12 protein-coding genes are annotated in these 12564 nt (G+C 70.5%); 6 read left to right on the top strand and 6 right to left on the bottom strand.

The features are described from left to right. Positions 1-28: 28 nt before the first annotated feature. From ACV530_RS32545 to ACV530_RS32530, 4 genes are all read left to right on the top strand, one after another. Positions 29-307: a hypothetical protein gene (locus ACV530_RS32545; protein ID WP_494336286.1), complete on the top strand. Its 279-nt coding sequence runs from the start codon at positions 29-31 to the stop codon at positions 305-307. Between the two features lie 86 nt (positions 308-393). Then, the gene (locus ACV530_RS32540; RefSeq protein WP_494336285.1) at positions 394-918 is read left to right on the top strand and encodes a PadR family transcriptional regulator; all 525 of its coding nucleotides are present in this window, start codon (positions 394-396) and stop codon (positions 916-918) included. Further along, entirely contained in the window at positions 915-1601 is a 687-nt protein-coding gene (locus ACV530_RS32535; protein WP_494336284.1) for an ABC transporter ATP-binding protein, read from the top strand. The genes ACV530_RS32540 and ACV530_RS32535 overlap by 4 nt, the downstream gene beginning before the upstream one ends. Continuing rightward, positions 1598-3916: an FtsX-like permease family protein gene (locus tag ACV530_RS32530; RefSeq protein WP_494336283.1), complete on the top strand. Its 2319-nt coding sequence runs from the start codon at positions 1598-1600 to the stop codon at positions 3914-3916. The genes ACV530_RS32535 and ACV530_RS32530 overlap by 4 nt, the downstream gene beginning before the upstream one ends. Before the next feature lie 3 nt (positions 3917-3919). Here ACV530_RS32530 and ACV530_RS32525 read toward each other — a convergent pair whose 3' ends face one another. The 5 genes from ACV530_RS32525 to ACV530_RS32505 form a co-directional block, all read right to left on the bottom strand. Further along, a complete protein-coding gene (locus ACV530_RS32525) occupies positions 3920-4684 on the bottom strand; it encodes a DUF4118 domain-containing protein (RefSeq protein WP_494336282.1) in 765 nt (254 codons plus the stop codon). Between the two features lie 185 nt (positions 4685-4869). Further along, complete coding sequence (locus ACV530_RS32520) at positions 4870-5712, bottom strand: geranyl diphosphate 2-C-methyltransferase (RefSeq protein WP_494336281.1); 843 nt, start codon at positions 5710-5712, stop codon at positions 4870-4872. A 32-nt stretch (positions 5713-5744) separates the two neighbouring features. Next, positions 5745-6872 carry a family 2 encapsulin nanocompartment cargo protein terpene cyclase gene (locus ACV530_RS32515; RefSeq protein WP_494336280.1) on the bottom strand — a complete coding sequence of 376 codons (1128 nt, stop codon included), beginning with the start codon at positions 6870-6872 and terminating at the stop codon, positions 5745-5747. A gap of 10 nt (positions 6873-6882) precedes the next feature. Then, a complete protein-coding gene (locus ACV530_RS32510; protein WP_494336279.1) occupies positions 6883-8316 on the bottom strand; it encodes a family 2B encapsulin nanocompartment shell protein in 1434 nt (477 codons plus the stop codon). A 192-nt stretch (positions 8317-8508) separates the two neighbouring features. Further along, a complete protein-coding gene (locus tag ACV530_RS32505) occupies positions 8509-9063 on the bottom strand; it encodes an AAA family ATPase (RefSeq protein WP_494336278.1) in 555 nt (184 codons plus the stop codon). 191 nt (positions 9064-9254) lie between these two features. Between ACV530_RS32505 and ACV530_RS32500 the strand changes: the two genes are divergently transcribed. Further along, positions 9255-10115 (top strand): S1 family peptidase, encoded by an 861-nt coding sequence (locus tag ACV530_RS32500; protein ID WP_494336277.1) that lies wholly within the window; start codon positions 9255-9257, stop codon positions 10113-10115. A 282-nt stretch (positions 10116-10397) separates the two neighbouring features. Next, a complete protein-coding gene (locus tag ACV530_RS32495) occupies positions 10398-11132 on the top strand; it encodes a dienelactone hydrolase family protein (RefSeq protein WP_494336276.1) in 735 nt (244 codons plus the stop codon). 114 nt (positions 11133-11246) lie between these two features. Here the strand turns inward: ACV530_RS32495 and ACV530_RS32490 are convergent, their stop codons facing one another. Beyond that, positions 11247-12128 (bottom strand): RICIN domain-containing protein, encoded by an 882-nt coding sequence (locus ACV530_RS32490; RefSeq protein WP_494336275.1) that lies wholly within the window; start codon positions 12126-12128, stop codon positions 11247-11249. Positions 12129-12564: the final 436 nt, after the last annotated feature.

Raw genomic sequence — 12564 nt, 5'->3', positions numbered from 1 at the left:
GGCCGCACGACACCTCTGGAGGATGCCGATGGCCGTGACCGCAACCCCGCTTCCGAACCTGCCGAGCCTGCCCACCCTGCCGAAGAAGCGCCTGCCCGCCGGGCACCCGCGCCACTGGTACGAGTCGCACAACCGTCAGCTCAAGGCCATGCGCCTCGCCATCGCCCTGCTCCACTCCGGCGTCTACGGCCCGGAGCGGGCGACGGACCGGAGGATACGCACCGCCGCCGAGCAGATCGGGGTGCACACCCCGTCCGCGACCACGTGCCGGCTGGTGCGTGCCCTCATCCGCGACGCGGGGCGCTGATCGGCTGACCCGCTGATCCGCTGACCCGTTGAGCACTACATCCCGTGTATACATCGCGTGTATACACGGGATGTAGTATGGCCCGCATGTCTATCGGACACACGCTGCTCGGCCTGCTGGAATCGGGCCCCCGCCATGGCTACGACCTCAAGCGGACCTTCGACCAGCGCTTCGGCCATGACCGCCCCCTGCACTACGGGCAGGTCTACTCGACCATGTCCCGCCTGCTGAAGAACGGTCTCGTCGAGGTCGACGGCATAGAGCACGGCGACGGCCCGGACCGCAAGCGCTACGCGATCACTGACGCCGGGATCACCGACGTCGAGCGCTGGCTGGCGCAGCCCGAGAAGCCCGAGCCGTACCTCCAGTCGACGCTCTACACCAAGGTCGTCCTCTCCCTCCTCAGCGGCCGCGACGCGGGCCGCCTGCTGGACGCCCAGCGCTCCGAGCATCTGCGGCTGATGCGCGGGCTCACCGAGCGCAAGCGCACCGGTGACCTCGCCGACCAGCTCATCTGCGACCACGCCCTGTTCCACCTCGAAGCCGACCTGCGCTGGCTGGAACTGACCGCCGCCCGGCTCGAGCAGCTCAGGCAGGAGGTGACCGCATGACCCCCGCCGGCGCCCTCCTGACCGCGACGGACGCGCACAAGACCTACGGCCGGACGCCCGCGCTCGACGGCGCGGACTTCTCCATCCACCCCGGCGAGGTCGTGGCCGTCATGGGCCCGTCCGGCTCCGGCAAGTCGACACTGCTGCACTGCCTCGCCGGCATCGTGCCGCCCGACACCGGCACGGTGACCTACGACGGACGTGACCTGGCCCTCCTGTCCGACGCCGGGCGCAGCGCCCTGCGGCGCAGCGAGTTCGGCTTCGTCTTCCAGTTCGGCCAACTCGTGCCCGAGCTGACCTGCCTCGAGAACGCCGCCCTGCCGCTGCGCCTGACCGGCGCCGGCCGCAAGGAGGCCGAGGTCCGCGCCCTCGCCTGGCTGGAGCGGCTCGAGGTGGCGGACGTACGGCACCACCGGCCCGGCCAGATATCCGGCGGCCAGGGCCAACGGGTCGCCGTGGCCCGCGCGTTGGTCACCGGCCCGCGCGTGGTCTTCGCGGACGAGCCGACCGGCGCCCTCGACTCACTCAACGGCGAGCGTGTGATGCAGCTCCTCACCGACGCGGCACGGGAGACCCGTGCCGCCGTCGTCCTGGTCACCCACGAGGCGCGTGTGGCCGCGTACTCCGACCGCGAGGTCGTCGTCCGCGACGGCCGGGTGCGCGACATGGCGGGCGCCCTGTGAGGACCTGGTTCCGCGACCTCTCCCTGGGCGCGCAACTCACTGTCAAGGGCGGCCGCGACAGCGTGCTGCGCACCGTGCTCACCGCCGTGGGCGTCGGCCTGTCCGTGGCGTTGCTGCTGATCGCCGCGGCGGTGCCGCAGATGCTGGCCAACCGCAGCGAACGCGGAGTGGCCCGCGAGAGCTACCAGTTCAACAACCGCGTCGAGAAGGGCAGCGGCACGCTGCTCCTCGCCACCAGCGACACGGTCTTCCGCGGCGCCGGGGTACGGGGTCGGCTCGTGCACCCCGAAGGGCCCGAGGCCCCGCTGCCGCCCGGCCTGTCCGCGTACCCGCGTCCCGGCGAGATGGTGGCGTCCCCCGCCCTCGCCGCACTGCTGCGTTCCGGCGACGGTGACGGGAAGCTGCTGCGCGAGCGGCTGCCCTACCGCGTCGTCGGCACGATCGGGGACCAGGGCCTCATCGGCCCCGACGAGCTCACGTACTACGCCGGAAGCGACGCCCTGAAGCCGGGCGTCAAGGGCTGGCGATCGGACACGTGGGGCGTCGGCGCCGCGCGCGACGCGATCAGCGCCGTGATCATCCTGCTGACCGTGCTCGGCTCCGTCGCCCTGCTGGTACCGCTCGCGGTGCTCGTCGCGGGCGCCGTACGGACCGGCGGCGAACGCCGCGACCGGCGGCTCGCCGCGCTGCGGCTCGTCGGCGCGGACGTACACATGATCCGGCGGATCGCGGCGGGCGAGGCGCTGTGCGGCGCGGTGCTCGGCCTCGCGGCCGGGGCGGGGTTCTTCCTCCTGGCCCGGGGCATCGCCGAGGACGTCGCCATCCACGGCACCAGCGTCTTCGCCGCCGATCTGACGCCCGACCCCTGGCTGGCGGCGCTGATCGCCCTCGCCGTCCCCGTCGGTGCCGTCGTCGTGACGCTGTTCGCGCTGCGCGGCATCACCATCGAACCGCTCGGCCTCGTACGCAACACCGCCACCGGGCGCCGCCGTCTGTGGTGGCGGCTGCTGATCCCGGCCGCGGGCCTCGCGCTGCTGCTGCCGTACTACGGCTCGATCGAGCGGAACGACCGCACGCTCGACACCGCCCAGATCGCCACGGGCGCCGGGCTGTTGCTGATCGGCGTCACCGCGCTGCTGCCCTGGGCTGTCGAGGCGTTCGTACGCCGCTTGGGCGGCGGGGGCAACCTGTCGTGGCAACTGGCCACGCGCAGGCTCCAGTTGCACAGCGGCTCGGCCGTCCGCGCCGTCAGCGGCATCACCGTCGCGGTGGCCGCGGCCACCGCCGTGCAGATGCTCCTCTCCGGTACGCAGGGCGACTTCGAGAAGCCCACGGGCCAGGACCCCGCCCGCGCCCAGGTGCGCGCGTCCTTCCCCGCCTCGTCGGGCTCCGCGGCCGTTGCGGCGGCGGACCGGTTCCGCGAGACGCGCGGCGTGACCACCGCCCTCGGCGTGGTCGAGGCCTACGGCAACCGCCCCGACGCCGCGAGCGGGGGCACCCGCATCAGCATCGCCGACTGCACCACCCTGCGCGAACTCGCCCGCATCGGCACCTGCAAGGACGGCGACGTCTTCTACAGCGCCGACCCCGATCCCGCCGTCGGCACGGCCAAGATGAAGCCCGGCACCAGGCTCGGCATCGGCGACGCGGGCGCTGACGAAGACGGGAGGCTCCCGCAGTGGACCGTCCCCGCCTCGGCCCGCGAGACCGAGGCCCGCACGGACCCGCTCGGCGAGGTCCGCCACGGCATCCTGGCCACTCCCGGCGCGATCGACCCCGCGCTGCTGGGACCCTCCCGGGCCGTCGTCATGCTGCGCCTCGACGGCGCCGACCGCGATGCCGCGGAGCGCGTCCGCAACACCGCGTCCGCCATCGACCCGACGACGGCGGTGACCGAGCTGACCGGCGCGGTGGTGGACGACCGCTACGCCTCGGTCCGGCGCGGCATCCTCGTCGCCTCGGTCCTCACCCTAGGCCTGATCGGCGTCGGCATGGTCGTCTCCACCCTCGACCAACTCCGCGAGCGCAAGCGCCACTTCTCGGCCCTCGTCGCCTTCGGTACGCGGCGCAGCACCCTCGGCTGGTCGGTGCTGTGGCAGACCGCCATCCCCGTGCTCCTGGGGATGCCCCTGGCCGTCGCGGGCGGTCTCGGCCTCGGCTGGACGATGACCCGGCTGGTCAACGCCCGGGTCAAGGACTGGCTGGTCTTCCTGCCCCTCACGGGCGCGGGCGCGGCCGTGATCGCCCTGGTGACGCTCGCGGGCCTCCCGGCCCTGTGGTGCATGACGCGACCGGACGGTCTGCGGACGGAGTGACGTTCACGCCCGCCCGGAGTTGCCGAGCGCCGTCCCCGCCTGGTCGGCCAGCGTCACCGCGACCAGCCGGGCGGCGAGCGGCGGCACCGCGCCCGGGGTGGGCCGGAGCATGAACCGGCCGTGGAAGCGCCCGTTGTGCATCACCCGCAACTCCACTTCCTCGTCCGGCAACCCCTGCCGGTCCGCGTCCCACACCCGGCGCCCCCAGGTGACCGTGCCGTCCTCGCGCAGGCGCGGGGGATGCCCCATCAGCGAGCCGTACTCGAACCGGCAGCCCCGCAGGGTGAGCAGTTCCGTCAGCTGCTGTTGGACGTGCTCGATCACGTCCTCGGGCCCGGTGGCCGACTCGGCCAGGCGCGCGGTGTGGTGGATCCGCCGCAGGTACGCGTCATGGGTGACCGCGATCACCTTCATCTTCCGTGCCCGCGCGGCGAGTTGGGACACCACCACGCCCACGACCAGAAGCAGTACGGACGTGGTGATGTCCGAGGCCCTGGTGATGGTGAGCTGCTCGTACGGGCGCGTGAGGAAGAAGTCGAACCAGATCGCCGCGAACAGCGCCGTCACCACACCGGCAACCCGGTTGCCGAGCGCCGCCACGGCGACCACGGCGACGACCAGGACCAGCGCGGCGTTCGTGTTCGACATGCCCGTCCGGAACGGCACGAGCACCGCGCACACGGCGAGCGGCAGCACCACGGCAGCGACGAACGCCAGCCGGTCCCGGGGCAGGTACCGGTGGTGCCAGTGGTGCAGGTGCCGAGGCATGAGCGCTCACCTCCACCTCCGGTGTAACGCGAAGCCGTGGGGGCTCGCCACTGCAACGGCTACTTACTGTGCAGCTCTGCTTGCGCAGAGTGCTCACGGATATAGAAGTGCAGTTAGTAGAAGTGTGCTTCTACGTTCTGGAGCGGCGGGCCCCGGCGAGAGCGTCTCTCGCCGGGGGTGGCCGGTCAGATGCGGTCGGCGGCGATGAGGAGGTAGTGGAAGCTGCCTTCCTTGTACGCGGTGAGGAAGGGGTCTTCGACGCCGGTGGCGAGGGAGGACTGGGCACGCAGCTCCCAGTAGGGGATGGTCGCGGCCGTGAGGTCCACGACGTTCATCGGGACGAGGCCGTTGGCGGCCATGGCCTTGAAGTAGGCGCTGCGCGGGTGGATGTTGCACGTGTAGTGCTCGTCGATGCGGCTGACCGCCTTGGAACGGCCGCCCGTCACGTCGTTGGAGCAGCCGGTGATGACGACGTAGCGGCCGCCGAAGGCGAGCTGGCGGGCGTGTTCGGCGAAGAGGTCGAACAGGTCGACGTACATGGTGGATTCGTTGTTCCATGCGCCCTGGAAGGCGCCGGTGGGCAGGCCCGTGTCGAGCATGTTGCGGAAGTGGTAACGCACCTTGTCGTCCACGCCCCGCTTGCGGGCCTGGCCGTTGGCGAACTCGACCTGCTGCTCGGAAATGGACACGCCGTCGACCTGGCAGCCGAAACGCGCGTTGGCCATGATGCTGCTGCCGCCCCGGCCGCAGCCTGCGTCGAGGAGGCGGTGCTCGGGGGTGATGGGGCCGAGGTGGTCGAGGAGGACGTCGGACTGGGCCGACTCGAGGCGGTGCAGTTCCTCGATGATGCGGGCGTCGCGGGTGTCGGCGGGGCCTTCGAGGACGGCGGGGTCGTAGTCGCCGAGGCCGTAGTGGTGGTGGTAGAGGCCGTCGACGTCGCCCAGGCGCAGGTTGACCGGGTCCTTCTCGTTGTTCCAGTACTCGGCGACGGACTTCTGGTACGCCGTGCGCAGGACGGGGGCGGACATGGTGGAGCTCCTTACGTACATGAACATGGAGGTCAGGCGGCGTTGTAGCGGGGGCTGCCCGCGTGCCATGCGCGGCTGCCGCCGAGCCAGGCCCACACCCCCGCGAGGAAGCGGCGCAGCTGAGGGGAACCGGTGAGGGCGAGGGCCGCGGACTCGGCCTCGAAGGTGCGTACCAGCTCGTCGTGGATCGCCACGCTCCGCTCGACCGCCTCGCGCAGTGAGCACCGCTCCTCGTGGGCGATCACGGTGGGCAGGTTGAACTCCATGCCGGAGGAGTCGTGTTCCTTGGCCATCGAGTACAGGTCGTTGACGAGTGTGGAGGCCGTGGACGCCATCGTCACGGCGCGGCGCACCCGCGGATCGCCGTACTCGGCGGCGGGCAGCGCGTAGCCGCCCACCACGTCGGTCAGGGCGATGCAGGGGAGGAAGGCATTGATCTGACGGTGCGCCAGGTACTCGGGGACGGTGGGCATACGTCCCTGGGAGCGCCAGGAGCCCTCCTGGGCGTAGCCCACGAACAGCACCGCGACTTCGTGGCGCAGCCGGGCCGCTTGGGACCAGTCCGCGTACCGGGCGAGGTGAGTGAGCCCGGAGCGGAGGGCGACGCGTACGGGGTCGTCGCGCAGGGCCTTCTCCCCGGCGGGCGCGTAGCCGACGGGGAGGTGGGACGGGTCGATCGCGGTGTAGGCGAGACCGAGGTGGCCGCCGAGGCGTTCGGGGGCGGAGGCCGGGTCGTCGCAGTAGTAGTCGTCGGTGGCCCACTCCGCCAGCGCGCACTTCCCGGCGGCCAGCAGCCGGTCCGGGTCGTCGGTGTCGGGGTGGGCCAGCATCATCAGCCGTCCGAAGTCGGCGGCCCTGACGCGGTCGAGCCGTCCGGCGTAGAGGCCGACGCCCTCGGCCCACTCCACCAGGCGCGCGTTGACCTCCTCGCCGAGCGCCCGGTCGTCGCGGAGCGCGGGCGGGCAGTACAGCTCCGGAACGCCGTTGCCGGCGGCGGGCTTTCGCGCGGTGACGCGGGCGGTGATACGGGCGGCGGAGGTGCCCAGCCCGGTCGGTCCGGTGGGGAACGCCCGGGTGGTTACGGGCTGCAGCAACGTTGCCACGAGCCGCGCCACCTCGTGGTGGGCGGCGGGCGCGGTCATCCGGGTCAGCAGTGACACCAGTTCTCCTCTAGGACGGCGAGTGGAAGACCTCGACGTTGTCGAGGACACCGAGCGCGTCGGGTACGAGGACGGCCGCCGAGTGGTAGGTGCTGACCAGGTAGGAGATGATCGCCTGCTCGTTGATGCCCATGAACCGGACGTTCAGGCCCGGCTCGTACTCATCGGGGATGCCCGTCTGCCGCAGGCCGACGACGCCCTGCTCGGACTCGCCCAGGCGCATCGCCAGGATCGAGGTCGTGCCCTCGTCCGAGACCCGGATCTTGCCGCAGGGGAGCAGCGGCACGCCCCGCCAGGCGGGAACCTGGTGACCGCCCACGTCGACACGGTCGAAGGCGAGCCCCCGCTTGTTGCACTCACGGCCGAACGCGGCGATGGCCTTGGGGTGCGCGAAGAACGCCTTCGTCCCGCGCCGCATGCTGAGCAGTTCGTCCATGTCGTCCGGGGTGGGCGGACCGGAGTGGGTCGAAATGCGCTGGCTGTAGTCCGCGTTGTGCAGCAGCCCGAAGTCGGGGTTGTTGACCAGCTCGGACTCCTGGCGCTCGCGCAGTGCCTCGATGGTCAGGCGGAGCTGCTGCTCGACCTGGTCCATCGGGTCGTTGTAGAGGTCCGCGACCCGGCTGTGCACCCGCAGGATCGTCTGCACGACGCTCAACTCGTACTCGCGCGGGCTCAGTTCGTAGTCGACGAACGTTCCGGGCAGGACGGGCTCGCCCGCGTGGCCGGCGGCGAGGGAGATGTCCGCCTCGCCCTTCCTGTTCTGCGGCCGCGCCTTCTCGGCCTGGCGGTGCCGGACGTGTGCCCGCAACCGCTCGTGCCGCCCGGCCACTTCCTCGTACGCCCGCCGGGGCAGCGACAGCACCGTGCATGCCGTCATCGCCCGCGCCGTGAACTCCCACGCACCCGGCTCCTCGGCCACCACCCGCGCGCCGAAGAACCCGCCGTCGGACAGGACGCCGCGCCGGGCGTCGGCGTCGTACTTCCCGGAGACGAGCTTCTCCACCTTGCCGTGCGCGATGAGGTGGACGTGGTCGAGGTCCCGCCCCTGCTCGGCTATGACCTGGCCCGGCTCGTACGCCCGCTGCTCGCACCGCTCGGCCAGGGCCCGCAGTACGTCAGTGTCGTCGAAGCCGCGCAGCAGCGGCAGTTCGCCCAGCTCGGCGGGGACGACCCGGACCGTGGCCCCCTCCTGGACGAACGTCACCCGGCCGTCGCCGACCTCGTACGCCAGGCGCCGGTTGACCCGGTACGTACCGCCCTTGACCTCCACCCACGGCAGCATCCGCAGCAGCCACCGCGAGCTGATGCCCTGCATCTGCGGCACGCTCTTGGTGGTCGTCGCCAGGTTCCGCGCGGCGGCGATCCCCAGGCTGAGCTGCGCCCGGCCTGCGGCGGTTGCCTGTCCGGGCTCGTCCGGCTGCTGCTGGGGCACTGCGGTCGACATCCGGCCGGGTCCTTTCGTATGGGCTTTCGGACCGGCAAGTGAAGCAGCGTCAGATGATGTTGGTCGAACGGAGGGGAGGGGGTCTGTTGGATTCCGGCCAGGTGGTAGGTCCGGTATGTCGTGATGATCCGCTATTTCTGGCTGGATTGAGCCGATATCTCCCCGCTGTGGGTGGCTGATAATGCACGTTCGTCAGCGAGGCGACACCACGGCCCGACCGGGGGCGTGGTGCGCGATCACGTCAGCGGTCTCCTCGGGGGAGAGCTCGGCGGTGTCCAGCCACCACCCGACTCCGCCCAGCTCCGCGCGCATGGAGCGGTCGAGCGGGCCGAAGTCGTAGTCGACGCGCTCCACGGCGCGACGCGTGGCATTGCGGTGCCGGCACACCTCGAGAGGCGGCGCGAGGACGACGAACAGGACGGGGTGAGGCGCGAGAAGGCCGACCATGAAGTCCAGCACGCCCCGGTCCGGGACAACGTGGTCGAGCACCGGCACGAAGCCCTCGTCGGCGAAGTTGCGGGCCAGCGTGCAGATGTTGCGGGCGCGGAGCAGGAGTTGGCGTTGCGCCTCCGGCTCGGGCAGCCGTACGACGCTGACGCGACCGTTGACGATCATGTCCGCGACGTCGTCCCCGGCGATGCGGGCCGACCGCGGGAACCGCTCCGCGACGAGTCGCGAGACGGTCGTCTTTCCTGCGCCGGGTGCGCCCGAGAGGATCAGGCATCCGGGGAGTTGCGGGCTGGCCAATCCTGCCCCCTTTGGCTGATGGTGCTGTCGTCAGGGCATTCTGCCGGTGGCCGGGGCGGGCGCGCACCCGAAAATAGCGCCGCCTTCGGGGGTGCAACTCGCCGCCGTGCGCCGGAACATGGCGCTCAGCGTGCTGTGCGGTCCAGACACCCACGGGAGGCAAGATGGACAAGCGGCGCCCGATCATCCGAATGACAGCCATCGTGGTCACCGCCCTCGCGGCGGTTCTCGCCCTGCCCGGCGCCGTCGGATCCCCGGTCCGGCCGTCGCCGGCCGTCTCGTACGCCCGGCTCCAGGCGGTCGGTGATGCGCTGAGAGCCAAGGCCGGGACGCCGGGTACGGCGTGGGCGGTCGATCCTGCGGCCGGGCGAGTAGTGGTGACCGCCGACCGAACGGTCACCGGCGCCCGGTTCGTGGAACTCGTCACGGCGGCCCGGGCATTCGGCGGCGACAGGGTCGAAGTGCGGCGTACGAAAGGGCAGTTCAGACCGTACATGCGTGGCGGTGATGCCGTCGGCAGGGGCTGCTCGGTGGGCTTCAACGTGGTCGCCGGCGACGGCACCCCGTACTTCCTGACCGCCGGGCACTGCCTGGGCGCCGTCGGCACCGTCGTGTACGACAGCGGCGGCCGGGAGATCGGGGTCACGGCCGGGAGCGTCTTTCCGGGCAGCGACTACGGGATCGTGAAGTACAACCCGGGCATCGAACACCCGAGTGAGATCAACCTCTACAACGGATCGGCGCAGACCGTCTCCCGCGCGGCGGATGCCACTGTGGGCGAGAGAGTGCAGCGCAGCGGCAGCGGCAGCGGAGTGCACGCGGGGACGGTCACCGGGCTGAACGCGACCATCCAGTACCAGGAGGGCACGCTCTACGGCCTGATCGAGACCGACCTCTGCGCCGAACCCGGGGACAGCGGCGGCCCGCTCTTCGACGGCGATACGGCACTGGGCCTGACCGTGGGCGGCAGCGGCGACTGCACCACCGGCGGCAGCACTTACTACCAGCCGGTGACCCAGCCGCTGTCGGCGTACGGGGTGTCGATCGGCTGAGGGGCTCGAGTTCAGGATTCCGAGGTGTTGACCGAGATCATTCTCGCGCCCAGCACTGGGAGATAGGGGCTGGCAGCGGCTTCATCCGGTGGGCTATGTTGTGCAGCCATGACTACCGGGACGGCATTGCGCCACACACGGATTGGCGACCCGGTGCTCTCCTGAGCGCCGTACGGGCCGGTGCCGGCCCGTTGATGGGCCGAGGGGCTGGTGCTGCCGCGCGGGCTCCACCTCCGTCGTGTTGATCACAAGCTCGACACATCAACCACGACAGGAGAGTTCATGCCCACCAAGATGCTGCAGATTCCCACCGCGGACGGCCAGGCCGACGCGTTCGCCGCCTTCCCCGACGGTGGCGGGCGGCACCCGGGGGTGCTGATGTACGCGGACGGCTTCGGCATCCGGCCCGTGCTGCGGGAGATGGCCCTCGAACTGGCCGGGCACGGGTACTTCGTGCTCGTCCCCAACTTCTTCTACCGGCACGGCCCGGCACCGGTGATCGAACTTCCCGAGTACATCGGGGAAGAGGCCCGGCCCGCGGTCTTCGCCCAGCTGATGCCCTTGATCGAGGCGCACACCGCCGAACGTGCCGTGAGCGACGCCGACGCCTACCTCAGGTTCCTCACCACCCAGCCCGAGGTCAGCGCCGGACCGGTCGCGGTGACCGGCTACTGCATAGGAGGCCTCCTGGCGATGCGCACCGCCGCGGCCCACCCCGGCCAGGTGGCCGCCGTCGCCGCATTCCACGGCCCCGTGGGTGTCGATGGGCCCAACCTCTTCTCCAAGCTCACCGCCCAGGTCCACCTGGGTCACGCCGAAGGCGACATGACACCCGAGGCCCTCGGCGAGCTCAACCAGGCCCTGGATGCCGCAGGTGTCAGCTACACCTCAGAGATCTACCCCGGCACCATCCACGGCTTCACCATGTCCGACACCGACGCCTTCAACTCGGCCGCATTGCAGCGCCATTGGGACCGCCTGCTGCCCCTTCTCGGCCGCACCCTGGCCAACGGCTGAGGCTCCGGCCCGGAAACCAAACCCGAAGTACACGTCTCCGAAGCCCTGGTGATGTTTCGGAGCCGGTGTGGGGGCGGGCGCGGTCCGCCCCCACACCGGTTGTGATGAGCGCGATCAGACGCGCTCCATCCGCCACTTCTGCGCGTCGGTGTCATTGAACGTGTACTGCTGCACGTTGGCGCTGTTGTCCTTGGAGCCGCCGGTGACGTCCATGGCCTTGCCGCTGCGGACGCTGCTGATCACGAAGACGCCGTTGCCGATCGGGGTGACCCACCAGCGCTGGTTGGAGCCGTCGGTGCGCTCCCACTGCCGGATGTTCGCGGTGTCCTGCAGGGCCGCGCCGTCGACATCCAGGAGCTTTCCGCTCGCCTTGGAAGCGATCTCGTACTCGCCGGTGACGTTGTACGCCGGGTTGTTGCGCGCGTAGTCACGTCGTACGGGCGTGAACGTCCACTGCTGGTTCGGTCCGCCGTGGCGGGTGTACTGGCCGACGTTCGCCCCGTTGTCCTGTTCCTTGCCCAGGATGTCCAGCACCTTGCCGCTGCCGATGTTCGTGAGGATGTAAGTGCCTTCCTCGACGGGCAGCTTGCGGATCACCTGTGCGGCGTCGGAGCCGAGCGGGAAGATGCGTATGGAGGCCGTCCGGTTCTTGAGCACCGGGCCCAGCTTGTTGCGGGACTCGCCCACGATGTTCCCCAGGCCGTCGATCTCCCGGGTGTCCTTCTCGGCGATGGACCGAAGCTCGTCCCTCGGGCCCACCTGGGCGGCGAAGCCCTTGGAGTCGGCCTCGACGTGCAGGGCCATGCTCTGTTCAGTGTGGTTCACCACCGACAGGACGTGGCCGTCGAAGCCGAAGGCCCGTACGTCACCGAGCGTCTGGTCGGAGAGCAGGACGCGGCCTTGCTCCTTAGTGTTGAAGTCCTCGTGCTCGTAGAGCGCGTACCAGCCCTGCGGGCACAACGCGACGCCACTGCCCTCGACGATCTTGACCGTCACCCTTGTCCATCCCTCTCTGATCACATCCCGCGCGCACCGCGGGCCACGGTTTCACCTTAGGGTTCCGGTGCGGTCACTAGTAGTGATCAAATTAGGTCACTGGCCTGCCGGTTTCCCGCCAGTCGCCGCTGTGCCAGGAACGTGCCGTTCGCGGGACTGTGGGGCCTGCCCAAGGAAGTTGACGATGCGTCGGCGGTGAGTAGGTGACGTGACAAAAGGGGCAGGGCCTGGCATTTGAACGTAACGAAGAGCGCGTCGATTAATTAGGTGCTGGTCTGGTCACGTGTGTGGTGTGGGGATGGCGGCTTGTCCGGTGAGCTGGGCGAGGTCGTGTGCGGTGGTGGCTTTGATGAGGCCTGGTGGGATGGTGTGGTCAAGTTGCTGTAGGGCGTGGGTTGTTTCCCTGACGGCGTTGCCGATGGTGGCGGAGGTGGTG

The organism is Streptomyces sp. SX-6 (assembly GCF_059089585.1).
Note: the sequence above shows the minus strand (reverse complement) of the source record. Positions and strands in the feature narration are given on the sequence as shown.